The sequence below is a fragment of the Pseudomonas sp. LBUM1662 genome, from assembly GCF_059695915.1.
In genome coordinates, this window is sequence record NZ_CP166793.1 from 6688189 (window position 1) to 6712858 (window position 24670).

24 protein-coding genes and 1 pseudogene are annotated in these 24670 nt (G+C 60.6%); 13 read left to right on the plus strand and 12 right to left on the minus strand.

The window, feature by feature from the left end; genetic code table 11:
- Positions 1 to 6: 6 nt before the first annotated feature.
- A complete protein-coding gene (gene pdxY / locus ACA049_RS30490; protein ID WP_497332055.1) occupies positions 7 to 879 on the minus strand; it encodes a pyridoxal kinase PdxY in 873 nt (290 codons plus the stop codon).
- Between the two features lie 120 nt (positions 880 to 999).
- Here pdxY and ACA049_RS30495 point away from each other — a divergent pair, with 120 nt between their 5' ends.
- On the plus strand, positions 1000 to 1413 hold the full coding sequence (locus tag ACA049_RS30495) for a DUF3301 domain-containing protein (RefSeq protein WP_497332057.1): 414 nt from the start codon (positions 1000 to 1002) through the stop codon (positions 1411 to 1413).
- 119 nt (positions 1414 to 1532) lie between these two features.
- On the opposite strand, the gene ACA049_RS30500 is transcribed toward ACA049_RS30495, so the two are convergent.
- A complete protein-coding gene (locus ACA049_RS30500; RefSeq protein ID WP_497332059.1) occupies positions 1533 to 2504 on the minus strand; it encodes a CobW family GTP-binding protein in 972 nt (323 codons plus the stop codon).
- A 28-nt stretch (positions 2505 to 2532) separates the two neighbouring features.
- Between ACA049_RS30500 and ACA049_RS30505 the strand changes: the two genes are divergently transcribed.
- A complete protein-coding gene (locus tag ACA049_RS30505; RefSeq protein WP_497332061.1) occupies positions 2533 to 2889 on the plus strand; it encodes an NADH:ubiquinone oxidoreductase in 357 nt (118 codons plus the stop codon).
- Here the strand turns inward: ACA049_RS30505 and ACA049_RS30510 are convergent.
- The gene (locus ACA049_RS30510) at positions 2886 to 3536 is read right to left on the minus strand and encodes a DUF1826 domain-containing protein (protein ID WP_497332063.1); all 651 of its coding nucleotides are present in this window, start codon (positions 3534 to 3536) and stop codon (positions 2886 to 2888) included. The genes ACA049_RS30505 and ACA049_RS30510 overlap by 4 nt on opposite strands.
- Positions 3536 to 4744, minus strand: a complete 1209-nt coding sequence (gene zigA / locus ACA049_RS30515; protein ID WP_497332065.1) for a zinc metallochaperone GTPase ZigA — start codon at positions 4742 to 4744, stop codon at positions 3536 to 3538. The genes ACA049_RS30510 and zigA overlap by 1 nt, the downstream gene beginning before the upstream one ends.
- Positions 4745 to 4887: 143 nt before the next feature.
- On the opposite strand from zigA, the gene ACA049_RS30520 reads away from it, so the two are divergent.
- Positions 4888 to 5265, plus strand: a complete 378-nt coding sequence (locus ACA049_RS30520; RefSeq protein WP_497332067.1) for a glutamine synthetase — start codon at positions 4888 to 4890, stop codon at positions 5263 to 5265.
- Here the strand turns inward: ACA049_RS30520 and ACA049_RS30525 are convergent.
- Positions 5262 to 5921: pseudogene (locus tag ACA049_RS30525) on the minus strand (N-acetylmuramoyl-L-alanine amidase); the annotation flags it as partial. The gene ACA049_RS30520 and the pseudogene ACA049_RS30525 sit on opposite strands and share 4 nt — an antisense overlap.
- 84 nt (positions 5922 to 6005) lie before the next feature.
- On the opposite strand from ACA049_RS30525, the gene folE2 reads away from it, so the two are divergent.
- The 7 genes from folE2 to ACA049_RS30560 are packed head-to-tail and all read left to right on the plus strand — an operon-like array spanning position 6006 to position 12153.
- Positions 6006 to 6902 (plus strand): GTP cyclohydrolase FolE2, encoded by an 897-nt coding sequence (gene folE2 / locus ACA049_RS30530; RefSeq protein WP_497332069.1) that lies wholly within the window; start codon positions 6006 to 6008, stop codon positions 6900 to 6902.
- Positions 6899 to 7567, plus strand: a complete 669-nt coding sequence (locus ACA049_RS30535) for a metal ABC transporter ATP-binding protein (protein WP_497332071.1) — start codon at positions 6899 to 6901, stop codon at positions 7565 to 7567. The genes folE2 and ACA049_RS30535 overlap by 4 nt, the downstream gene beginning before the upstream one ends.
- Positions 7567 to 8433 carry a metal ABC transporter permease gene (locus tag ACA049_RS30540; protein ID WP_497332073.1) on the plus strand — a complete coding sequence of 289 codons (867 nt, stop codon included), beginning with the start codon at positions 7567 to 7569 and terminating at the stop codon, positions 8431 to 8433. Before ACA049_RS30535 ends, ACA049_RS30540 begins: the two co-directional genes overlap by 1 nt.
- 11 nt (positions 8434 to 8444) lie before the next feature.
- The gene (locus ACA049_RS30545) at positions 8445 to 9320 is read left to right on the plus strand and encodes a metal ABC transporter substrate-binding protein (RefSeq protein ID WP_497332075.1); all 876 of its coding nucleotides are present in this window, start codon (positions 8445 to 8447) and stop codon (positions 9318 to 9320) included.
- Entirely contained in the window at positions 9317 to 9877 is a 561-nt protein-coding gene (locus ACA049_RS30550; RefSeq protein WP_077748526.1) for a gamma carbonic anhydrase family protein, read from the plus strand. The genes ACA049_RS30545 and ACA049_RS30550 overlap by 4 nt, the downstream gene beginning before the upstream one ends.
- A 2-nt stretch (positions 9878 to 9879) precedes the next feature.
- Positions 9880 to 11217 (plus strand): dihydroorotase, encoded by a 1338-nt coding sequence (locus ACA049_RS30555; RefSeq protein WP_497332077.1) that lies wholly within the window; start codon positions 9880 to 9882, stop codon positions 11215 to 11217.
- A gap of 30 nt (positions 11218 to 11247) precedes the next feature.
- Complete coding sequence (locus tag ACA049_RS30560) at positions 11248 to 12153, plus strand: His/Gly/Thr/Pro-type tRNA ligase C-terminal domain-containing protein (RefSeq protein ID WP_497332079.1); 906 nt, start codon at positions 11248 to 11250, stop codon at positions 12151 to 12153.
- Between the two features lie 79 nt (positions 12154 to 12232).
- On the opposite strand, the gene ACA049_RS30565 is transcribed toward ACA049_RS30560, so the two are convergent.
- The gene (locus tag ACA049_RS30565) at positions 12233 to 12754 is read right to left on the minus strand and encodes a DUF3617 domain-containing protein (protein WP_497332081.1); all 522 of its coding nucleotides are present in this window, start codon (positions 12752 to 12754) and stop codon (positions 12233 to 12235) included.
- A 131-nt stretch (positions 12755 to 12885) separates the two neighbouring features.
- On the opposite strand from ACA049_RS30565, the gene cls reads away from it, so the two are divergent.
- Positions 12886 to 14325 (plus strand): cardiolipin synthase, encoded by a 1440-nt coding sequence (gene cls / locus ACA049_RS30570; protein ID WP_497332083.1) that lies wholly within the window; start codon positions 12886 to 12888, stop codon positions 14323 to 14325.
- On the opposite strand, the gene cfaB is transcribed toward cls, so the two are convergent.
- The 5 genes from cfaB to hflK (ACA049_RS30595) all read right to left on the minus strand — a co-directional run bounded on the left by cfaB (position 14322) and on the right by hflK (ACA049_RS30595) (position 21676).
- Positions 14322 to 15503, minus strand: a complete 1182-nt coding sequence (gene cfaB / locus ACA049_RS30575) for a C17 cyclopropane fatty acid synthase CfaB (RefSeq protein WP_497332085.1) — start codon at positions 15501 to 15503, stop codon at positions 14322 to 14324. The genes cls and cfaB overlap by 4 nt on opposite strands.
- 215 nt (positions 15504 to 15718) lie before the next feature.
- Positions 15719 to 17629: a cation-translocating P-type ATPase gene (locus ACA049_RS30580; RefSeq protein WP_497332087.1), complete on the minus strand. Its 1911-nt coding sequence runs from the start codon at positions 17627 to 17629 to the stop codon at positions 15719 to 15721.
- The gene (gene hflK / locus ACA049_RS30585) at positions 17626 to 18684 is read right to left on the minus strand and encodes a protease modulator HflK (protein WP_497332089.1); all 1059 of its coding nucleotides are present in this window, start codon (positions 18682 to 18684) and stop codon (positions 17626 to 17628) included. The genes ACA049_RS30580 and hflK (ACA049_RS30585) overlap by 4 nt, the downstream gene beginning before the upstream one ends.
- Complete coding sequence (gene hflC / locus ACA049_RS30590; RefSeq protein ID WP_497332091.1) at positions 18681 to 19721, minus strand: protease modulator HflC; 1041 nt, start codon at positions 19719 to 19721, stop codon at positions 18681 to 18683. Before hflC ends, hflK (ACA049_RS30585) begins: the two co-directional genes overlap by 4 nt.
- Positions 19718 to 21676, minus strand: a complete 1959-nt coding sequence (gene hflK, locus ACA049_RS30595; protein ID WP_497332093.1) for a protease modulator HflK — start codon at positions 21674 to 21676, stop codon at positions 19718 to 19720. The genes hflC and hflK (ACA049_RS30595) overlap by 4 nt, the downstream gene beginning before the upstream one ends.
- A gap of 217 nt (positions 21677 to 21893) precedes the next feature.
- Here hflK (ACA049_RS30595) and lpdA point away from each other — a divergent pair, with 217 nt between their 5' ends.
- On the plus strand, positions 21894 to 23294 hold the full coding sequence (lpdA, locus tag ACA049_RS30600; RefSeq protein WP_497332095.1) for a dihydrolipoyl dehydrogenase: 1401 nt from the start codon (positions 21894 to 21896) through the stop codon (positions 23292 to 23294).
- 126 nt (positions 23295 to 23420) lie between these two features.
- On the opposite strand, the gene ACA049_RS30605 is transcribed toward lpdA, so the two are convergent.
- Entirely contained in the window at positions 23421 to 23894 is a 474-nt protein-coding gene (locus ACA049_RS30605) for an Lrp/AsnC family transcriptional regulator (protein ID WP_010465412.1), read from the minus strand.
- 145 nt (positions 23895 to 24039) lie between these two features.
- On the opposite strand from ACA049_RS30605, the gene ACA049_RS30610 reads away from it, so the two are divergent.
- Complete coding sequence (locus ACA049_RS30610) at positions 24040 to 24669, plus strand: LysE family translocator (RefSeq protein WP_497332097.1); 630 nt, start codon at positions 24040 to 24042, stop codon at positions 24667 to 24669.
- Position 24670: the final 1 nt, after the last annotated feature.

Consider the following 24670-nt stretch of genomic DNA (forward strand, 5'->3'; position numbering starts at 1 on the left):
AAGCTTTTAAAGGCTGATCGCAGTCGCTTCGAACTTCACCCGCGGATGCGCAATCCGGTCCTGAGCGCGCACCAGTTCCAGCTCATAGCTGGAACAGGCCTGGGTTTCCAGCAGCACTTCATGCACCGCCGCCGCCGTGAACTCGAAAGCCGCCAGCAGGCTGTCGCCCAACAGCACACGCGCCAGAAACAGCCCCGACGTCAGGTCGCCAACGCCCACCGGTTGACGCGGAAACGCCAGCAGCGGACGACGCAGGTGCCAACTGCCTTCAGCCGTCACCAGCAGCATCTCGAAGCCATCCGCCGGCTTGCCGGGATAGTCCAGATGCTTGACCAACACAGCCTTCGGCCCGCGAGCCAGCAGCGCTCGGGCCATCGCCAGGCAATCGAACAACGACTGCGGCTTGCGCCCCGAGAAGCTGTCCAGCTCCAGCTGGTTCGGGCACATGAAGTCCGCTACCGAGGCGGCCTCTTCCAGCAGGAAATCGCTGACTTCGGCCGGCACGCTGCAGCCCTTCTCCGGATGGCCCATCACCGGATCGCACAAATACAGCGCCTTGGGGTTCATCGACTTGATCCGCGCCACGCCGGTCAGGATCGCCCGGCCCTGCGCCGCACTGCCCAGGTAACCGGACAGTACCGCATCGCAATTGCCCAGCTCGCCAATCGCCGCGATCCCTTCGACCAGATCGGGGATCTGGTGCGGCGCCAGCACTTCACCGGTCCACTGGCCATATTGCGTGTGGTTGGAGAACTGCACGGTGTTGAGCGGCCAGACATTCACCCCGACCCGCTGCATCGGGAAAACCGCGGCGCTGTTGCCAGCGTGGCCGAACACCACGTGGGACTGGATGGCGAGCAGATGGGGGGTACGTTTCATGCGGTGTGTTTTCCGTCAAACGATTGAAATTCGAGCCGCGCAGTATGCGACGAAACACGGCCTGTACGACAGACCGGCGACGCAGTTAAGCTGGCACTATCTTGTTGGAGCAACCTGTTGATGCTGACCCTCGGAAATATCTTCGTGCTGATGCTGCTCGCCACTGGCGGCGCGTGGCTGTGGCACAACCACGGCTTGCGCGAGCGCGCGCTGGAACGGGTCAAGCTGCATTGCACCAAGCTCGGCATCGAACTGCTGGACGGCAACGTGGCGCTGAAAAAGATCGCGTTCATCAAAGACGCCAACGGCCGGCGGCGCCTGGCCCGTGTGTATAACTTCGAGTTCACCGTGACCGGCGAAACCCGCCACAACGGCACCATCACCCAGTTCGGCGCCCACAGCGCGCAGATCGAACTGGCGCCCTACCCAATGCCGTTCGACGACACGCCTGCGGTGGTCGACGTGGTGAAGCCTCGCGCTGAAGTGATCGAGCTGAGCCAGTGGCGGCAGGAACACACCAAGTGGCGTCCTTGATGATTGATGTCGTCAGTTAAATCGATTCGCGAGCAAGCCCGCTCCCACAGGTAAAATGCGTTCCAGTGTGGGAGCGGGCTTGCTCGCGAAGAGGCCCTCAAAAGCAGCACAAAAACTCGCTAACTTGATGAAACCCGGCACGCAGCCAAGCTTTTCTGCAGAACAGCAACATCCTGCTGCTCACTGAAAATCAGCTCGATCCGCGAATCCTGGCGCCATTCGCTCGGCTGCCATTCCAGCTCCGAGTTATCCAGCGCATTCGCCGACACCCAACCGTCGACGCTGTGGATAACCAGCTTCGCCCGCCGCCAGGCAATGCTTTCAAGCCACTGGCCGACGCGCGCCACATCGAAGGTCTGCGTCGGATGCCAACGCCAGCCGACGCTCCAACCGCCCTCCTGCGCCTGACTTAGGCAAATCGGCAGCACCGGATCGGTCCAGATGGCCGGCATCTGCGCCAATCCCTTGGGCACGACGAAGTTATCCACACCCGCCACCGCCCGAGCGCCAAGCCCCGGTAATTTGCTCAACGGCAAGAGCGCTTGCTGCGTCCAGTACAAAGGACGAGAAGGCAGTTGCGCGGCGATTCGCTGGCGATCATTGAGATCGAGACCTTCCGCCTTGTTCAGCACCAACAAACCGGCACTGCTCAACGCCTCCTGCTGCGCCTCGGGCAGTGGTTTGCCAGCGGCGAGTGCCTGGGCATCCAGAACCAATACACAAGGCTGTACCGCCAGTACACCTTGCCACGGCGCCTCACTCAATTGCTTGAGCAACTGCGCCGGGTGGCCCAATCCGGAAGGTTCGATGAACAACCGGTCCGGCCGCGCCTTGCGCAGCAACCGCCCGAGGCCGATCTGAAACGGCGCACCGTTCACGCAACACAAACAGCCCCCGGCCACTTCCCCCAGTGCGATACCATCGGCGTCCTGGGTCAGCAGCGCTGCATCGAGGCCGATCTGGCCGAACTCGTTGATCAGCACCGCCCAGCGCTCACCGATCGGCCGCTGTGTCAGCAGGTTCTTGATCAGGCTGGTCTTGCCGGCACCCAACGGGCCGGCAATGACGTGAGTGGGAATGTTCTGCAGCATGGTCGATGTTTACTGAAGGAGGTAATGGATGCGGTTGATGGGATTGTCGTTGCTCTTGGCCCTGTGTTCCGGCGAAGCGCTGGCCCAGGCTTGCGTGGTACATAGCACAGCCGAGCGACTCGACGTGAAAGTGTGCCAGCAAAACCGCAACATCCCGCAAAAGCTCTTCGCCGACGGATTCTGCCAACCGAACCTGCCCGGGCAGAACGTCGAGGTGCAATACGTCGACCAATGCCCCGCCGGCGCGTTCGGCGTATGCAGCAACGCCCAAGTCGCCAATATGCCTTACCGGCAGGATATTCACTATTACGGCGTGGCCACCGATGCGGCGTATCTGAAGCCGTTTTGCGAAGGCCAAAGCCAAGGCAACTGGCTCAAGCCTTAGGCCAGCCAGTCCAGGGTCAGAATCAAACGGCGTTCGCCCGGCGCGGGTTGCGGCGAACGGTGGATCAGGCCGAAACCCTCGTTGCCATGCCATTTCTCGCCTTTGAGCAGTGCCACTTCGCCGCTGGCGAGTTGCTCGATCAGCGAATCCTCAGTGGGTTCGGCCTCAGGTTTGCCCAGTTGCCGGCGATCCATCACTCCTTCTTTCAGCCACTGACTGCCGACGCCGGAATACGTAGTGATCAACCGCACCGGCACATGATCGACGTGAAAGCGTGGGCACATGGCCTTGTCCAGGACCCGCACGCGCAGGCCGATGCGCCTGGTGCCCAACAGACAGGCGAACGCGCTGACCAGCCAGGAGACGTCGGCAATGAAACCGGCATACCCTTCAAGATCGCTGAATCCTGAGGCCAATCCCTGCAAATCGGGTTCGGCGTCATCGCTGTACAACTCCAGGACCAGCGATTCAGCCAGTGGCTCGTTCAGGCACAACAGCAAGCGTCCGAAATCATCGATGTGCGCCGGCAGTTGGCGCTGCCAGACGGTGAGGTTCACACCGTCTTCAAGAATTCGCGTCAGCGTTTGCGGCGTTTCACCCTGAACCTGTTGAACGATCGGCCGTCGCTTCAGACTGGGCGCCAACATCAGGCGGCCACCTCTTCGTGCCAAGGGCCGAACGGATCTGCCAGCAGGCGCCAGCCTTCCACGCCCAAGGCCATTTCATCATCGGTCAGCAGGCAATTGTCGAGCTCGGCGGTGAGTTGCGCGAAGTCGATGTTCTGACCGATGAACACCAGTTCCTGGCGGCAATCGCCCGTGGCGGCGGTCCAGTTTTCCATGATCCCGGCCGTGCTTTCTTCGTCCTGCGGCCACTGGGTTTTTGGCACGAAACGCCACCAGCGTCCGGCGAAGCCATGGCGCATCAAGCCACCGGCCTGGGACCAGCTCCCGGCGTCCATGTGCTTGCTGGCCAGCCAGAAAAAGCCTTTGGAGCGCAGCAGTTTGCCGTTTACCCAAGGCCGATCGATGAAGTTGAAAAAACGCTGCGGATGAAACGGTCGGCGGGTTCGGTAAGCCGTCGAGGCGATGCCGTACTCCTCGGTTTCCGGCACATGTTCACCGCGTAATTCCTGCAACCAGCCCGGCGCCTGGGCTGCCTTTTCAAAGTCGAAACGACCGGTGTTGAGGATCTTTTTCAGAGGAATCTCACCCATGACCATCGGGATGATTTCTGCCTGAGCGTTGAGGCGTTCAAGGATCGCGATCAGTTCCTGGCGCTCGCGGCTGCTGATCAAATCGATCTTGCTGATGAGGATCACGTCGGCGAATTCAATCTGCTCGATCAACAGATCGGTGATCGAGCGCTCGTCCTCCTCGCCCAATGTTTCTCCGCGGGAAGCGAGACTTTCAGCGGCCTGATAATCGAGCAGGAAGTTCATGCCGTCGACCACCGTGACCATGGTGTCGAGCCGCGCGATGTCGGCCAGGCTATGCCCCTCTTCATCACGGAAAGTGAAGGTTTCGGCCACGGGCAATGGCTCGGAGATGCCGGTGGATTCGATCAATAAGTAATCAAAACGCCCATCCCTGGCGAGTTTGCTGACTTCTTCGAGCAGGTCTTCGCGCAACGTGCAGCAAATGCAGCCGTTGCTCATCTCCACGAGTTTTTCTTCGGCACGGTTCAGGCTGACGTCGCGCTGGACTTCGCTGCCATCGATGTTGATTTCGCTCATATCGTTGACGATCACGGCGACTCGCAGGTTCTCGCGGTTACGCAACACGTAGTTGAGCAGCGTGCTTTTACCGGCGCCGAGAAAGCCCGACAGGACGGTCACGGGGAGACGATTGGGCATCAGGAATTCCTCACAGAGATGCCCGATCGCAGTGTCGGGCTGATTTCAATGTTATAGTATAACAATGCAATCAAGCCAGCCCACTCTTGCCCTCCACGATAAAGGGCACGATGCTGAAACCCGTCCAACCCGTGAGAATTCCCATGCGTATTGCCCTGAAGTCAGCGCTGATGAGCCTTCCGCTGTTGTTCGCCGTAGACGCCTGGGCGCAAATTCCGAGCCTGGCCACATGCACTCGAAGCGCCAATCTGCTCGCCTGCGTAGACGCCGATGGCAATGCCTACAGCGTCAACACCGTGGGCAGCACGCTGTATTTGCGCGGCTTCGAAAAAGTGGGCAAACGCTATTGGGCCCAGACCAACAGCCGTTACGGACAGCTCACGTTCTTCACCGGTATCGCCTCCGATGGCGAAGCCTGGGTCGGTTACAACCGGCGGGTTGGCTGGACCACGATCAATCGTTTTTCCAGCTCCGGCGGCAGCAGCGCCAAGTTCACCTGCAGCCGGATCGCCGGCTGCTAGGCCTGCGCTTTTTTCTGCTGTTGTTGCCAGGCGATGTAACTGTTGAGCGGCGGGTTCTTCTGAAAATAACGCTGCAATCCGTCGAACAAACCGTCCGCCACAGCCTGCTGATGGCGCGCGGTCACCAGTCGCTGGCTGTCACGGGCGTTGGAAATGAAGCCGGTTTCCACCAGGATCGACGGCACGTCCGGCGACTTCAGCACCGCGAACCCCGCTTGTTCCACGCGTTTCTGATGCAGCGTGGTGATGCCCGCCAAGCTGCCGAGGACGGTGCTGCCCAACGCCAGGCTCGCAGCGAGGGTGGCGTTCATCGACATGTCGAGAATCACCCCGGCGAGCATCGGGTCCTTGTTCTTGAGATTGAGCAGACTCGTCGCGCCCAACAAGTCCGCGCCGTTCTCCCGCTGCGCCATGAAACGCGCCGTGGCCGAAGTGGCGCCTCCTTCCGACAAGCAATACACCGAGGCACCTGAAGCGGTGAGACGCGGCGCCGCGTCCGCATGCACCGAGATGAACATATCGGCATTGTGCTTGCGGGCAATCTCGACACGCTTGCGCAGCGGCAAGAAGAAATCATCGTTGCGCACCAGTTTCACGTCGAAACCCTTTTCGCGCTTCAAGCGCTTGGCCAATAGCTGAGCGATCGACAGGACAACTTGAGAGCCGCTCGTGAAAAAGGCGTAGTCGATTCAGATGTAATAACATAACATTAGAAACCGACTCCTACGATGGACCTGCTCATGAATGCGCTGACTCTGCCGGATATCGCCGCGCAGGCTTCACGCCAAGCCCTGCCACTCGATTGGGTGGGCATGTGCGGCATCGCCCTTCCTGTTTTGTTCGATGGCCAACGGCTGAGCGCAAAGGCTGACGCCGGCGTGAGCCTCGATGATGGAGAAGCGCGAGGCATTCACATGTCCCGGCTGTATTTGGCGCTGGAAATGCTCGAACAGGAAAACCTGACACCCGTCCTTCTGCGGAGAGTTTTGCAACGTTTCCTCGACAGTCATGAAGGACTGTCCAACACCGCCTACTTAAAAATTGATGCGGATTTGCTCCTCAAAAGGCCGGCGCTCATCAGCCCATTGGCTGGCTGGAAAACCTATCCGGTGAGCATCGAAGCGCGGTTGAAAAACACGATGTTCCACGTGGAACTAAAAATCGACGTCCCCTATTCCTCAACGTGTCCGTGTTCAGCCGCACTGTCCCGACAGTTGATTCAGCAGCAATTCGTCGACGACTTTGCCAACAAGTCACTGCAACACGCCGATGTATTGGCGTGGCTAGGTTCTACAAAAGGCATAGTGGCGACGCCTCACAGCCAACGCAGCAACGCACTTCTACATCTGCGCTTGGACGACTACCTGGATGACTTGCCGCTGATTGCGTTCATCAACGACGCCGAAGCCGCACTCGGAACCGCCGTGCAAACCGCCGTAAAACGCGCCGATGAACAAGCCTTCGCCTTGGCCAATGGTCAGAACCTGATGTTCTGCGAAGACGCTGCCCGCCGCTTGAATTTGGCCCTGAAACGCTCGCCCGGCATCAACGCCTTCCACATACGCGTCGTTCACGCCGAAAGCCTTCATGCCCACGATGCTGTCGCCGAAAGCCGATGGAACTGGGAGGCCGCATGATCCATTGCCAGGCCTTGCGCTGGGGCGCGCCCGGTCACCCGCTCACGCCGCCCGTCGATTTCGAGTTACCCAAAGGCAGTCTGACTTCCGTAATCGGCGCCAATGGCTCCGGTAAAAGCAGCCTGCTGAAAGTCATCGCTGGGCTGCAAAAACCCTTGGCAGGAAAAGTCAGCCTCGATGTTCCACGCAAGGGCTCCCTGTCCTTTCTTCCCCAGCAGCAACACCTCGACCGGCAATTCCCCATCAGCCTCCAGGACTTGGTGGCTGCCGGTTTCTGGGGCAGCAAACAATCACCAGAGCTACGCCGCCAACGCCTCAAAGCCGTGCTGGAAGATTGGTGCCTGAGCGGTCTGGAACAACGCCCATTGATGGCCCTTTCCGGTGGCGAATTACAGCGCGCCCTGCTCGCCCGTTTGAGCCTCGCCGAAGCCCCTTTGTTGTTGCTCGACGAACCCCACGCTGCACTCGATGAACTGGGTCAGTCGCTGCTCTGGAAGCACATCCACGCCTGGCACGCCGAAGGTCGGACCCTGCTGGTCGTGTGTCATGACCTGGCCGCGGTTCGCCAACACATCCCTCAAAGCCTGTTGATCAAAAGCAGCGGTTGCGTCCTTGGACCCAGTACCGAACTGATCCGACAGCAACCGCAAACGCAGGTGGCCTGATGCTCGCTGCCGCTCAGCTTTGGCAACCGTTCCACGAGTTTGTATTCATGCGCCGGGCACTCGTTGGCGGATTGGTCCTGGCCTGCAGTACGGCACCGCTGGGGGTATTTCTGATCCTGAGGCGCATGAGCCTGATCGGCGACGCGGTGGCTCACGGCATCCTGCCCGGCGCAGCGCTCGGTTTCTGGTTCGCCGGTCTGAGTCTGCCGGCACTGACCATCGGCGGCCTCGGCGCAGGCCTGAGCATGGCCGGACTCGCGGCCTGGATCACCCGCCGAACGGGGTTGCGCGAAGACGCGAGCCTCGCCGCGATCTACCCGATATCCCTCGCCAGCGGCGTGCTGATCCTCGGCATCGCGGGCAAACGTCTGGACCTGCTTCACCTGTTGTTCGGCTCGGCACTGGCGGTCGATGGGCCGACGCTGACAGGCATGCTGTGGGTCTCCGGGTTCAGCCTGATCGCCATGGCGCTGATCTACAAACCGTTGTTGCTGGACATCCTCGACCCGCTTTTCCTGCAAACCGTCAGTCGCCTCGGTCCGTTGGCGCATGGCGTGTTCCTGACTCTGGTGGTGCTGAACCTGGTGATCGGTTTCCAGGCCATCGGCGCATTGATGGTGGTCGGTCTGATGATGTTGCCCGCCGCCGCGTCGCGTTTCTGGAGTCGTCGTTTACCGGTGTTGATTGCGATCGCCGCCCTGCTCGGCTGCCTTTCGGTGTGGCTCGGTTTGTTGCTGTCGTTCTACTACTCGCTGCCCAGCGGCCCGGCGATCGTGCTGGTGGCGGGTGGTTTTTATCTGCTGTCCGTGGTGTTCGGTCCGGTGCACGGCTTGCTGCGCCGCCCGCCTTTGCTCACATCCCAATGAGGTGTTTTCCGATGCGCGCTTTACTCGTGCTGTTCAGTTTGATGCTGTCGATGTCGCTGTGTGCTGCGGAAAAACTTCAGGTGGTCACCAGTTTCAGCATCCTCGCCGACATGACCCATCAGGTCGGTGGTGACCATATCCAGATCACGAACATGGTCGGTCCCGACGCCGATGCCCACACCTACGAGCCAACCCCGGACGATGCCAAAGCCTTGCTCAAGGCCAGGCTCATCATCAAAAACGGTCTGGGCTTCGAACCCTGGCTGGACCGTCTGGTGACCAGCACTGAGACCAAAGCCCCGGTCATCAGCGCGAGCCACGGCGTCATCCCGCGCTCTCTGGATGAAGACGGCGAGACCGTGCCCGACCCTCACGCCTGGCACAACCTGGCCAACACCGAGCTGTACATCAGCAACATCACCAAGGCGCTGATCGCCGCCGACCCGGCGAACAAGGCCGACTACGAACGCAACAGCCAGGCCTACCTGAAACAGATCTACGCGCTGCTCGCCGAAGCCAAGGCCAAGCTTGGTTCGTTGCCACCGGGCAACCGCAAGATCGTGACGTCACATGACGCCTTCGGTTATCTGGGCCAGGCCTACGGCATCGACTTCATGGCACCGCAGGGCCTGTCCACAGAACGCGAACCTTCGGCCGCCGAAGTCGCTGCGCTGATCACCCAGATTCGCCAAGCCAAGGTCAAAGCGGTGTTCATGGAAAACATCAAGGACGCCCGCTTGCTGAAACAGATTGCCGACGAAAGCGGCGCGCACATCGGTGGCACGCTGTACTCCGATGCGCTCGCCGCGACCGGTCCGGCGAGTACCTTCGCCGGCCTGTTCGAATACAACCTCAACACCCTCTACGACGCATTGAGGAAACCATGATCCGCAAGAATCCATCAGGCGATTTGCCACTGATTGCGGAGTCCGCGTACGTGGATAAAACTGCAATCATCTGCGGCAAGGTGGTGATCGGCGAAAACGTCTTCGTCGGTCCCTACGCCGTCATTCGCGCCGATGAAGTGGACGCGTCAGGCGAGATGGAGCCGATCACCATCGGCGCCAATTCGAACATCCAGGATGGCGTGGTGATTCACTCCAAGTCCGGCGCGGCGGTGACCATCGGCGAGTTCAGTTCGATCGCTCACCGCTCCATCGTTCATGGCCCGTGTACTGTTGGCGACCGAGTGTTCATCGGGTTCAACAGCGTGCTGTTCAACTGCGCGGTCGGCGATGGCTGCGTGGTGCGACACAACTCGGTGGTCGACGGTCGCGACTTGCCTGAGGACTTCTACGTGCCCTCCACCACTCGCATCGGCCCCAACACCGACCTCTCGCAATTCCCACCGGTGAGCGTCAGTGCCTCGGAGTTTTCCGAAGACGTGGCGCGCACCAACGTCGATCTGGTGCGCGGCTACAAAGCCCTGCAGAACGAGTTTTGACCATGAGCAGCGTGCTGATTCGCAATGCCAGAATGGTGAATGAAGGTCGGGAATTCGAAGGCGATCTGCTGGTGAGCAACGGCCGGATCGTGAAGATCGCCAGCAGCATTGACGGCGAAAATGCCCACGTCGAAATCGACGCTCAAGGGCAGTGGCTACTGCCTGGAATGATCGACGACCAAGTGCATTTTCGCGATCCCGGGGCGCCGGACAAGGGCAGCTTTTACACCGAATCCCGGGCGGCCGTGGCGGGCGGCATCACCAGTTTCATGGACATGCCCAACACAAACCCGGCCACCCTGACCCTCGAAGCACTCGCTGACAAGAAGCGTCGATCGGCGATCAATTCTGTCGCCAACTACGGCTTCCACTTCGGCGTGAGCAATGACAACCTCGACACCGTCGCGGCGCTCAATCCCTGCGAAGTGGCTGGCGTAAAAGTGTTCATGGGCGCTTCGACCGGCAACATGCTGGTGGACGATCCGCAGACGCTTGAACGATTGTTCGCCGAAGTGCCAACCCTGCTGCTGGCCCATTGCGAACACACGCCAAGCATCGAAGCCAATACTGCGAAGGTGCTCGAGCGTTTCGGGGAATACATACCCGCCGCCGTCCATCCACTGATTCGCGACGCCGAAGCCTGTTTTCGATCCTCCTCAATGGCCGTGGACCTCGCAAAACGGCATGGCACGAGACTGCACGTTTTGCACCTGACCACCGCCCGCGAGCTGGCGCTGTTCGAAGACAAACCGCTGACCCGGAAACACATCACCGCTGAAGTCTGCCTGCATCATTTGCTGTTTGATGATCGCGACTACCCAAGCCTTGGCAACCTGATCAAGTGCAATCCGGCGATCAAGAGCCAAGCTGATCGGGATGCCTTGCGTCATGCCTTGCTGAGCAATCGACTGGACGTCATCGGCAGCGACCACGCGCCGCATACCTGGGCGGAAAAACAGCGCCCCTACCGCCAGGCGCCCTCCGGTTTGCCATTGGTGCAACATGCCCTGCCCGCGTTAATGGAACTGGTGATTAATGAAGTTCTGCCGATAACTACCCTCGTGGCCAAGACCAGTCACCGCGTGGCTGATCTGTTTGCCATTCCCGACCGCGGTTATCTGCGTGAAGGCTACTGGGCTGACCTGGTTCTGATCAAACCCGAGCCGGAAGGCGTTGCCGTTTCCAGGGAGCCGGTCTTGTCGCAATGCGGCTGGACGCCCTTCGCCCGCCAGCGTTTTCGTCACCGCGTCAGCACCACGATCGTCTCGGGGCAAATCGCCTGGCACGACAAACGTCTTAATGACAACTGTCAGGGTTTTCCCCTACGGTTCATGCGCTAGCGCGCGTTTATAGCACTCGAGAGCATCGACATGATTCACATCACCCTGAGCGATGGTTCATTGCGTGAGTACGACCAACCGTTGTCGGTGTATGAGTTCGCCGCGAGCATCGGTGCCGGGCTGGCCAAAGCGGCTGTGGCCGGACGGGTGGACGGCGTTCTGGTCGACTGTGAATTCATGATCGAGGCCGACGCCCGCGTCAGCATCGTCACGCCTCAGGAGCCCGATGGGCTGGAAATCCTGCGACGTTCCTGCGCATTGATGCTGGCGGTGGCCATCAAGCAGCTCTATCCAAAAGCGCAATTGCAGACCGGATCGGCGCTGGGTGACGGCTTCTTTTATGAGTTTGCTCTTGAGCGTCCGTTAAACTTGGTCGACCTTGCCAGCATCGAAGCACGCATGCGGACCCTGGCAGCCACCAACCATTCGATCCGGCGCCGCAATCCGGTATCCGTTTCAGCGCCCACGCAGAGGTCATTGCCCTACTTGCTCGGGGATTTCGAATGTGTGTCATCGGGCCCGCATGTTCCTGCAACCAGAGTGTTGCAGGCATTCGCGCTCGATCACATCAGCGGCACGGCACCCCAACGGATCTATGGCACGTGCTGGTCCTGCCAACAGGAACTGGAAGACTGGCGGGCGCCGCCGCACGTGGTCATTGTCAGCATGGACGAGCGTCAGGCGGATTACGCACAGTCGGTGACCGAAGCCTTGCGCCGAAGCGGCGTGCGCGCGCGTGCGGATCTGCGCAACGAGAAAGTCCGCCACAAGATCCGCGAGCACAGCCAATGGGTGCCGTATCTGGTGGTGATCGGGGAGAAAGAAAAAGAAGGTGGGTTTGTCAGTGTGCGCAGCCGTACCGGAGAGGATTTCGGCAGGATGGCTGTTGAGGCGGTGTGTGACTGGCTGAGGTCAACGGGCATTGAGGGTGTCTGAGCCGGCCTCTTCGCGGGCAAGCCTCGCTCCCACAGAATCTACATCGACCCAGTAGGAGCGAGGCTTGCCCGCGAAGCTGTTAAGCCCTCGGCTTGACCGTTCCGCAATCCTGACCCAGCCACACCGCACGAGTATCAAGGCTACCCTTCTGCTGAATGCCGGTCGCATTGAACGTACCGTTGACCTTGGTGGTGAACTCACGATCACTGAGGAAGGTGGCGACACCCGCACCCTGCGCTTTTGGACAGCTGAAACGGAATTTCCACTGATTGCCGCTGCGCTCAGTGATTTCCTGTTTACAGCCCGATTGCGGATCCGTCAGTGGGATATTGTCCGACTTCACCTGCTCCGGCGTCAGACACGCCCGAATCCCCTTTCCGCCCATGGTGATGCCCTGCTTCTCCAGCTGCGCGCGCTGTGCCGGGGTCATCTGGCCTTGCAACTGACCGAGGATCAACTGCAAGTCCGGCAGGTTCTGGTCATCGACCTTCATGTTGCTCGTGGTCAATTCCCACAAACCTGGCTGCAGCATCTGCGCCTGTGCGGCCACAGGAAGTGCCAAACCAAAAGCCACGGCCAAACCCAGCAGACGAACGTTCATCGAGTAACTCCTGATCAGTAGTGGCCGTTAGACGTCAGCCAATGGCTTCGGTTCATGGGCCAATTAAATAGCGACATTCTGCACGGAACATGGTCTGTTAAGCATTGAATCTTCAGGAGCAAGGCTGCCCCATGGATTACTTTGGACCGCACATTTTCGGCTACATGATTGCACTGCTTCATACGCTGGGCCTGATCGCAGCCATTCACGCCGTACTCACCGTCCGGACCGCCCAGGGATCTATCGCCTGGGCCCTGTCGCTGATCTTCATGCCTTACCTCACCCTTATTCCGTACCTGGTCTTCGGCCGCAGCACCTTCGATGGCTACATCAAGGCGCGGCGACAGGCCAACGAGGAAATGCGCAAGGCCATCTCCGAGCTCAACTGGCGCCCCTGGGTAGAAGAAGCGCTGACCGCTCGTGCTTCCAGTGCCTATGCGTCCTTGAGGGCCATGCCGAAACTGGGACGCATGCCCTGCCTGGCGAACAACGAAGTGCGTTTGCTGATCAATGGCCAAGCCACCTTCGACGCGATTTTCGAAGCCATCGACAACGCCAGGGAAGCGGTGCTGATTCAATTCTTCATCATCCACGACGACCGCCTCGGCCAGCGCCTGCAAACCCTGCTGCTGAAGAAAGCCGCTGAAGGCGTGGCGATCCACTTGCTTTACGACCGCATCGGCAGCCATTCCCTACCCCACAGTTACGTGCAACCGTTGCGTGATGGCGGTGTCGAGGTCAAAGCCTTCGCCACCCGCAGCGGCTGGCTCAACCGCTTCCAGGTCAATTTCCGCAATCACCGCAAGATCGTCGTCGTCGACGGCATTCTGGGCTTCGTCGGCGGACACAATGTCGGCGATGAATACATGGGCGAAAAGCCTCCGCTGGCGCCCTGGCGCGACACCCACGTTCGCGTGTGCGGGCCGGTGGTGGCCTGCATGCAGGAATCGTTTGCCGAAGACTGGTTCTGGGCGGCTCGCTCGTTGCCACCGCTGATCCTGCCGGACGTGTATCCGGACGACGGCGTGCTCTGCCAATTGCTCGCCAGCGGCCCGGCTGATTCCTACGAAACCTGTTCATTGTTCTTCGTCGAAGCCATCCATGCGGCAACAGAGCGGGTGTGGATCACCAGCCCTTACTTCATCCCTGACGAAGCGGTATTCGCAGCGTTGAGACTGGCGGTGCTACGCGGCGTCGATGTGCGGGTGCTGCTGCCGTCACGACCGGACCACCGAATCGTTTACGCGGCCTCAAGTCTCTACGCCTTCGAAGCGGTGCGCGCAGGCGTGCGCGTGTTCCGTTACGAACCGGGTTTCCTGCATCAGAAAGTGGTGTTGATCGACAGCGAAATCAGCGCGATCGGCAGCGCCAATCTGGACAATCGTTCGTTCCGGCTCAATTTTGAAGTGATGCTGCTGACCGTCGACAGCGCGTTTGCCGCCGAGGTGGAACAGATGCTAAACGATGACTTCGCCCAGGCCCACGAGATCGCCAAAGAAGAAAGCCGGGAGACCCGCCGCCTGCAACAGGTCGGCATGCGGATCGCCCGGCTTATTTCACCGATTCTCTAAAGGTAGATGTCGTCTCGCGTCCAGGGCAGTTCGTGGCTGCCATCGGCGTGGGCTTTCACCGCGAGGATCTGGTGCAGGTTGATCCAGCCTCTGGCGAATGCATAAGCGCACCCGGCCAGGTACAACCGCCAGATCCGCAGCGCCTGTTCCGGAACCAGTTTTGATGCCGCTTCCAGATTGTCCTCCAGGCGTTCGCTCCAATGGTCCAGGGTGCGCGCGTAGTGCAGGCGCAGACTCTCGACGTCGACGATCTCCAGCCCGGCCTCGCTGATCTCGGCAGAGATCATCGACAGGTGCGGCAACTCGCCGTTGGGGAACACATATTTCTCGATGAAATCACCGGCACCGCGTCCAACCGGACGGCCATCAGTGTGCTTGGCGGTAATCCCGTGGTTCATCACCAGGCCGCCCTCTTTCACCGCGCCGAACAAGGTCTTGCAGTACTCGGCCAAGTTGGCGTGGCCGACGTGTTCGAACATGCCGACGCTGACCACTTTGTCGAAGCGCCCGTCCTGAGGCAGGTCGCGGTAGTCGAGCAATTGCAGTTCGACCAGATCGTCCAGGCCTTCGGCGGTCACCCTTTCACGGGCCAGGGCCAGTTGCTCTTTACTCAGGGTAATCCCGAACACTTTCGCGCCGAACTCACGGGCTGCAAAGCGGGCCAGCCCTCCCCAACCGCAACCGACATCCAGCAGGTATTCACCCGGTTGCAGCCGTAGCTTGCGGCACAGGTGACGGAATTTGGCTTGCTGGGCTTGCTCCAGCGTTTCGCTGCCGGTCTCGAAATAGGCGCAGGAATACGCCATGTCGCTGTCGAGCCACAGCTGATAAAACGCATTGGAAAGGTCGTAGTGGTAGGAAATCGCCTTCGCGTCGGTTTCCTTGTCGTGGACGGTGCGCACGGGCTGACTGTCTTGGTCACCGAGCAATGCCTGGCTCCATTCATCACAGACGCGAATCACATCGCTGATGGAGCCTTCGAGTTCAAGCTTGCCTTCGACAAACGCCGCTCCGAGCGCGTCCAGGCTTGGATGAGTGAACTGGGTAACCATTTGTGGGTCCTTGACCACAATAGTGACGCTGGGCGTCGGCCCCAGGTTGAATTCATGGCCGTCCCAGAGTCGCAGGCGTAGCGGTAACTGCAGATTCTGTAAGGCCGGTGGAAGTTGCGCGAGCATGGAAAATCCCCCTTGTTTCAGACGTCTGATGTGAGGGTAGACCATCCTGGAAAAATAGCTGGCTATCGATTTAATAGCGTTTTTCTATAACTCGCGGCGCTTCAACCAGCCGTCAGGAGTCCAAGAAGCAGATGGTCCTCACCCTAGATGACTACAAACTTTATGCACAGTTCTAAAAAGTTGGTTTTGCCCTCATACCCTCGGTTTAGAGGCGCTCAAGCCTCGTCCTTGATTTTCAGTAAAGGCTCCTGAAAGCGCAGCAGACGCCCTGCGTTACCGAGTACCAGCAACGTACTGAGGTTATGCAGCAACGCCGCGATCATCGCCCCCGCAGCACCCAGCCAGCCGAACGCGGCGAAGGCGACAATCGCCAGGGTCCAGCCCAGGCCGATGATCACGTTGACCTGCAAGGTCTGTCGACATTGGCGACTCAACCGGACACAGGTGCCGAGGCGACGCAGGTCGCTGCCGATCAGCACGATGTCCGCCGACGCCAGCGCGATGTCTGCGCCACCCGCGCCCATGGCCACACCCACGACGCCGGCCTTGAGCGCGAGCGAATCGTTGATGCCATCCCCCACCACCATAGGCCGGAAACCGTTACCGATTTCTGTCAGCACGCGATTCAGTTTGTCCTCGGGCAAGGCCTGCGCTTCCACGTCGCTGATGCCGACATCACGCGCCAACGTGTGCGCCACGCTGTTCCGATCGCCGGTGAGCAGCAACTGACGACCCAAGCCAAGTTCACGCAACTCGCTCAAGGCAAAACGCGCCTCGGGTTTGACGCTGTCGGCCAGTAATAGCCAGGCAAGGAATTCACCGTTAAGTGCCAGCCCGGCAATCGGGCCGTCGTGTTCGGGAACAGCCGACGTGGTGATGCCCAGTTGCGCGAACAACTCCGGGCGACCGAGTGCCGCTTCACCCTGCTCTGTCATCGCGACCACGCCCAGACCCTGGCGCTCGCGGATGTCCGACAGCAGCAGAAAATGTTCCTGCGTAACCAGACCGGCGAGCGCACGGCTGACCGGATGACTGCTGGCCGAACCGAGACTGGCCGCGAGTTTCATTACGTGGCTACGGTCCTCCAACGGGCTGTCGATGGACTGCAAGCGCAAGGTGCCAAACGTCAGGGTTCCGGTCTTGTCGACCACCAGCGACGTCAGGTCCGCCAACTCTTCCAGAAACGCCGAACTGCGAATCAGAATCCCGTGCCGCGCCGCCACCGCGACGCCGGCAATTGCCGTGGCCGGTGCCGACAACACCAACGCGCAAGGACACGCCGCCACCAGCACCGCGAGCATCGCCTGGGCATCGTTGGTGACAAACCAGGTCACCGCCGCCAACAGCAACACCAGCACCATGTAGCTGCCGGCATAGCGTTCGAGCAAACGGGTGATCGGCGGCTTCGAACGCTCGGCGCTTTGCATCAGGGCGATGACTTTCCCGAGGGTCGATTCGTTGCCGGTGCGCGTCACTTCGAGGCGCAGCAGGCCGTCAAGATTGATTGCCCCGCCGAAGACCTGCATGCCGACGCCCGCCTCCACCGGCACCGACTCACCGGTAATCGATGCCGTGTCGAGACTCGCCTGACCGGACAACACCCGACCATCAGCCGGCACACGGTCACCCGCGCGCACCTCGACAATGTCGCCAGTCTTGAGTGTGCCGTTGTCGACCTCGACGATGGCACCGTCCGCCTGAACCTTGCGTGCGTGACTGCGGGTCAGTTTGCCGAGGGCGCGAATCGCTTCCTGTGAACCGATCACGCTGCGCTCCTCCAGTACGTGGCCGAAGATCATGATGATCGGCAGCAACGCAGCGGTCAGCAGGTCACCCGTAGCCCAGGCACCGAGCATGGCGAGGGCGATGAGCTGATCGGTGATCCCGTGCAGGCTCGGATAACGCAGGCTGTACCACGCCGAACGCATCACCGGCACGGCCACCAGCAGCGAAGCAAATCCGAGCAGTAATTGGCTGACGCCGGTCTGCTCAGGTGATAACCAACGCCAAATCAATCCGAGGCTGAGCAAGCCCAGTGCGAGCATGGCCAGGGTCAAATGGCGCGCAGCACTGCGTTGTTCAGCCGAAGACAACATGCTTGGTGCGGCGGCTGTTTGGGCGGTCATTGTGCTGCTCCCTGAATGATCAGGCGGGAATCGTCTTTCGGATTGACCGTCGTCACCGAGCCGGCCTTGCCAAGAATCTTCGGCATTCGCTCACGGTAAATGCGCAGCAACATTTGCGGGTCGGTGCCCTGTTGTTGCGCCTTGGCCAGGCTCAACACCGTGGCCGTATCAGCCGAGGCTTTAGCCAGCCGTTCACTCGCCTGAGCGTGGGCGACTTGCAGCGTTCGGTCACCTTGTTCATTGGCCGTCTGGGTCAGTTTCTCGGCCTCGGTTCGCGCATTGGCGACGGCTTTGTCGGCTTGCTGGCTGGCAGTCAGCACCGCATTGAAGGCATTAACCGCAGGGCCGGGCAGACTCGATTGCACATCGACTCGCGCCACTTCGATGCCCAGTCCCTGCCCCGTCGCGGTCAGCTCGGCCAGTCGCTGATTGATGCCCTGTACCAAATCACCGCGCAGACGTTCTCGGCGTTCGGCCGCCTGATTGTCGGTGCCGATCAGCTCCGGCCGCGCCACCAGAATGGTGTCGAGGTCTCGCGCGGCGGTGAGTGCAACGGCACTGCGAGTGACCAGCCGATCGAGGGCCGGCAGCACATGTTCACCTTGAAGCACGAAGGCGTAGGGTTCGGTGACCTTGTAGAAAACCCGCACATCCAGTTGCACCACGCCCGCATCACCGGTCAGCAAATAACCCGAGCCAGCGAGCGCATCGCTCAGCGGTGTCGCGAAAGACGCCACCCGATCTGCCTGCAAAGCGGCATCGCTACGAAGCAGATTCTCCACCCGACGCTCGATCACCCGATCGGCTGCCGGCAACAAAATCACCTGTTCAAAGGGGCGCGGCCAAGCCAACAGCAACCCGGCATTCTGAATACGATCCAGCGCACCGAAGTGCAGAACCACTGCGCGATTCTGCGGATCAATCTGCCGCACATTGGAGAACGCCCAGGCTAGCGCGGCGAGAATTGTCACTGCGTAAAGCGCCAGAAAAGCCAGTCGCCCGGCCTGAATCCAGGGGCTACTCAACTCATGTGTTCCACGTGGAACTAAATTCATGGCTGCGACCCGGACTTGTTTTCGAGGGTCGGCGGGCCGTCAACCAACACCCGGAAAGGGGCGGCATCGGTGCGCAATATCAGTTTGGTGCCCGGGGACACGATCGAGCCCAAGGTGTCGAGGGAGCGCAGCAAGTTATAAAGCTGCGGCGATCCGGCGTAGGCACGGCCATAAATCTGCGCAGCTTCGACGCGGGATTGAGCTTCGATGTCGGCGGCCTTCACCGTCGCATCGGCTTGCACAATGCGCGCATCACGTTCGGCAGCGGATCGGATTTGCGCGGCTTCCCGCTTGCCGATGGCGGTGCGTTCAGTGGCAATTGTTTCACGCTCGGCACGCATGCGATCGACGGTGGCGGTGAGTGTCACTGACGGCAGGGTCAAACGCTCGATACCCACTTGCAGCACCCGAACGCCATACGTAGTCAGCAACTGCTGATCGATCTGTTTACGCAGCTGCGCTTCGAAGTCGGCAATGTGCACCTGATTGGCGTCGGTGTTCACCAGGTTGGCCAGATCGAAACTGCTCGCGGTGGTTTCCAGTGCAGAACCGACAAACGTGCGAATCTGCCGCGCCGCTTCGTCCGGCTGATTCTGCACGGCGCGCATAAAGCGCTGCACGTTGTCCGGGTCGCCCTGCACCTGCCACGCCACATACGCCTGAACAATGATCCGCAAACCGTCGCGCGTGCCCACATCCTGCAAGCCGCTGGAGGTGGTGCGCAGCCGCAAGTCGACAGGAATGGCCGCTTCAAACGGTGCCGGCCAGCGCCAGCCAAGACCCGGCTCCAGCAACACCCGCGAAGGATTGCCGAAGCGAGTGATCACCGTGGCCTCCCCCGATCGGACTTGCACCAGACTCGCTGCCGCAATCGCGAATGCTACAAGCAGCGCTGCCCAGCCCATGCGCCGCCACGGGAATGGACCGGCTTCCTGTGGATCGCCGTGATGATGGTGATGGTGACCGTGGTGATGTCCGCCATGGCCGTGATCGTGGCCGGCGTGGTCGTCATGATCGTGAGAGTGCGACTGGCTCAATGGGTGGCTCCTGGCTGAGCGCTGGTGCGCGGCGACGCAGGATCGGCCGGCAGCGTGAAGGTTCGTAGGTCGATGGTCGGCGCGTTGCTGCTGCCACCCAGACGATGATCGAGTACCAGCAATTTGGCGTTGGCCAGGCCCTGAGTCAGTTGGCTGAAATACTGCTCCAGCACGAACGCCTGACCGGCGCTGGCATACGCTTTCTGTTCGGCGGTAAATTTCAGATCAGCCGCCTGAGCGGTGGCATTGATTTCATGGGCACTGGCGGTGGCTTGATCGCGAGCGATACTGGCCTGCAATTGCGCCTGATTGGTCGCCTCCGCTGCCGCGCCGCGCTCGCGGGAGATCAATGCCTGGGCACCAATCTGCGCCGCCTGCACCCCGTGATAAGCGTTGGCCGCACCGGCCGGCGGATGAATCGCCTCCACCACCGTCGCGAGAATTTCCACGCCGCTGTCGAGTTTTTGCAGATCAGATTGCACGGCGCGGCCAATCTCTCCGGCCAGCCCTACCCTGTCTTCGCCGAGCAAACCATCGAGGGTTCGCGAGGCAAAGTCGTGAACCAGAATCCGGCTGGCGGTGCTGCGAATCAGCGTCGGTACATCGGCGCTGTTGTACGTTGCGGCCAGCGCCGCTTGATCGGTCAGACCGATGCGATAGACAAAACGCACGTCCATGTTGACGATCTGAAAGCTCTGCTTGTCGGCACGGCTGCTGGCGATGACCTGGGATTTGTCGTTCACATGGCTGGCGTCCCATAAGCGATTGGCAATCGCCGGCGCCGGGCCTTCCGCCGGTTCCAGGACGACCGGCGCCGACGTTTCGCCAACGCTGGTGGCCAACTCGTGAACCACGCCGTTTTCAACGCTCAGTACTCGGCCCAATGGCCACGGCAAACCGGCGTGCAATCCAGGACCAAACACTTCCACCGGTTTGCCGAAACGCTCGTAGATGCCACGCCCTTGCAGCGGTATTTCGTGAATGCCGGTGAGCGACCACCCGACAATCGCCACCACCGACATCACCGGCAAAAATGCCCGGCGCATGTAGGTGAACGCCCAAATCTGCCGCAAGTCGATGCCAAAGCGGTTATGCAATTCGTGCTGCAACGCCAGCAACGGTTGTGGCGGCCAGCGCAGCATGTCGGCGACAAAACTGCGCGCGAGCAACGTCGGTTCAAGTTGTTCACGGCGCGGGCTGAACAGCGACAGCACGGCGCGTAGCAACAACTCGACCGCAACCAGCCCTGGCAGCAAGCCGATCAACACGGCGAGGCGTACCGGCCACACCGAAGTTTCGCTGCCGAACAACAAGCACAACGCGCTTAACACCAGGCAAATGATCGCCACCCGGCTCAACTGGGCCAACTGCCCCGCTTCTGGCCATTGGGCGACGTTTTCCTGGGCGAGCTGACGCTCCAGCACCAGCAAAACGAAGGCCAGCAACAACGACAGCACCGCGCCGACGCTCGCCGACAATCCCAACGCAGCGGGCGGCAACGCAAGGTTCCAGAACTGACTGATGCTGAAGATCGACAGCAGCGCCCAGCCGCCGAGCCAGAGGGTCGGCGCGCCGATCTGCCCGAGCATGCGCACCCAGCGCTGACTGAGTCGCTCCAGCAGTCGTTCATACCAGCCTTCAGGAGCAACGGCTTCTTCCGTTACCACCACCGGCGGCGGCGGGCTCATCGCCTGCACGCGCCACTGAGTCACCCACCACGCTGATTGCAGACCGGCGATCAGCACCAGCAAACCGGCGCTCTGACTCACCAGCAACGGCGCCCACAGCGACAACGGCGCAAACAGCCCGACGAAAAACGCCAACAACAACCCGACCGCCGCCAAGGCACTCAGGCCGATGGCGTACTGCCGTAATCGCCGCCCTTGAAAGACCGCCTGCTGAAAGCGCGGCAGCCCGGCTACCTGCGTTCCATCGACTTCGAGATCGACTTGCATACCACCCCAGTGCTGATCATTGGCTACTTCGTATTTCGTTACGATATAACGAAAGTGGTGAAATTTTTGTACTAAATCGCTCTATCTAAAGACGCTCAACCTGTCGCCTTGCTGAAGCCTTGACCGAAATAGCCCCGAACGCACATATTACGTCCGTAATTTTAATCAAAGACTACGGTTATCCAGCCCATTTCCCTTTCAGTCCAGGAGAACATCCATGAGCACTTATGACGTCGTGATACTGGGCGGTGGCCCCGGCGGTTACAACGCAGCGATCCGCGCGGGTCAGCTGGGCCTGAAAGCGGCGTGCGTGGAAGGCCGCGCGACCCTCGGCGGAACTTGCCTCAACGTCGGTTGCATGCCGTCCAAGGCGCTTTTGCATGCCTCGGAACTCTACGACGCGGCCATGGGCAGCGAATTCGCCAACCTGGGGATCGAGGTCAAACCCACCCTCAACCTCGCCCAGATGATGAAGCAGAAAGATGAAAGCGTGACCGGGCTGACCAAGGGCATCGAATTTCTGTTTCGCAAAAACAAAGTCGACTGGATCAAAGGCTGGGGCCACATCGACGGGCCGGGCAAAGTGACGGTGACCGACAGCCAGGGCGGCAAGACCGAACTGACCGCCAAGGACATCATCATCGCCACCGGTTCCGAGCCCACTCCCCTGCCCGGCGTCGAGATCGATAACAAGCGCATCCTCGACTCCACCGGGGCGCTGTCACTGGCGGAAGTGCCGAAACACCTGGTGGTGATCGGTGCCGGCGTGATCGGCCTGGAGCTGGGCTCGGTATGGCGACGCCTGGGCGCTCAAGTGACGGTGGTGGAATTTCTCGACCGCATCTGCCCCGGTGTGGACGGTGAAGCAGGCAAAACCCTGCAGCGTTCATTGAGCAAACAGGGCATCAGCTTCAAGTTGAGCTCGAAAGTCACCAGCGCCACTACCTCGGCAAACGGCGTTAAGCTCAGCGTGGAGCCGGCAGCGGGCGGCACCGCCGAGCTGCTCGAAGCCGATTACGTGCTGGTGTCCATCGGCCGCCGGCCTTACACCAAGGGCTTGGGGCTGGAGAACGTTGGCCTCGCCACCGACAAGCGCGGCATGCTCACCAACAAGGGCCACCGCACCGACGCTGCGGGCGTGTGGGTGATCGGCGACGTCACCTCCGGGCCAATGCTCGCCCACAAGGCCGAAGATGAAGCCATGGCCTGCATCGAGCAGATCGTCGGCAAGGCGGGCGAGGTCAACTACGACCTGATCCCCAACGTCATTTACACCAAACCCGAGCTGGCCAGCGTCGGCAAGACTGAAGAGCAGCTCAAGGCTGAAGGTCGCGCGTACAAGGTTGGTAAATTCCCCTTCACCGCCAACAGCCGGGCGAAGATCAACCACGAGACCGAAGGCTTCGCCAAGGTGCTGGCCGATGAGCGCACCGACGAGATTCTCGGCGTGCACCTTGTGGGGCCAAGCGTCAGTGAAATGATTGGTGAATATTGCGTGGCGATGGAGTTCAGCGCTTCGGCGGAGGACATTGCGTTGACGTGCCACCCGCATCCGACGCGGTCCGAGGCGTTGCGTCAGGCGGCGATGAATGTGGAGGGGATGGCGACGCAGATGTAAGTGAGCCTGCCAGATTGATGGTGCCAGTCAGGCCGCCTTCGCGAGCAAGCCCGCTCCCACAGGGGATTTGTGAACACCACAAATCCCCTGTGGGAGCGGGCTTGCTCGCGAATTGGTCGACTCGGTCTAAAGCGGCAAATGCCCCAACGGCAACGCCCCCGGCGTCTTCACCGTGTGAATCGCAAAGTTGCTGCGGATATCGCTCACACCCGGCAATTTCAGCAGTCGCTCCGTGAGAAAACGGTCATACCCGCGCAAATCCGGCACCACCACTTGCAGCAGAAAATCCGATTCCCCTGATACCAGGAACGCCGAAATCACCTCCGGCAATGCCGTCACGGCCAGGCGAAAAGCTTCGGCCTGTTCATCGTTGTGGCGCTCAACCTTGACCCCGACAAACACCGTCAGCCCAAGCCCAACCTCATCACGATCAAGATTGGCCTGATAGCCGCGAATCACACCGGCCTCCTCCAGCATTCGCACCCGGCGCAAACACGGTGAAGCGGACAAACCGATCTCGTCGGCCAATTGCACATTGCTCAAGCGACCGTCCCGTTGCAGGGCTGCGAGAATCTTGCGGTCGTAGGCGTCCAGTTTCATGGTTTGGCAGATCCTGATGGTTTGATGATTGCGAAGTGGCAGGTTATGCCAATTATTGATGCTTTAGAAGCTGACTACGCAAGCACCTGCCCCGCCCTTGCACCCTAGACTGGCGCTACCGAATCGACAACGAATGGGGTGCAACGTGGAAGGACTCTGGCTGTTTTTCATGGCATTGGCGGTGGTGTATCTGTTGCCCGGCCCGGACATGATTCTGCTGCTGCAAACCGGCGCCCGTCAGGGCAAAGGTGCAGCGTTGGCGACGGCGGTGGGCCTGGGCGTTGCCCGTGGTTGTCATGTGGCGTTGGCCGCGTTGGGGCTGGCGGCGCTGTTCAAGGCTGCGCCGTGGACCTTTGACGTGGTGCGTCTGGCGGGGGCCGCTTACCTGCTGTGGATCGGCATTCAGTGCCTGCGAACCACGATGTTGCCGAACCTGAATGGCGCCGATGCAACCGGCGAAAAATCGTGTTGGCGCGCGTCCATCCAGCGCGGCTTGCTGACCAACCTGCTCAACCCCAAGGCGTTGCTGTTCTGTTCGGTTTTGCTGCCGCAGTTCATCAACCCTCACGCAGGACCTGTGCTCGCGCAGTTTGCGGTATTGGGAGTGCTGCTGGTCGGTGTCGGTTTGCTGTTCGACAGCGCCTACGCCTTGACCGGCGCCGCACTGGGCCGCTGGCTGCAACGCAGTCCTTCGGCCCAGCGCCTGCAACAGTGGTTGTTCGGCAGCCTGTTGATCGGCTTCGCCCTGCGGCTGACCTTTGTTCAACAGGCCTGAA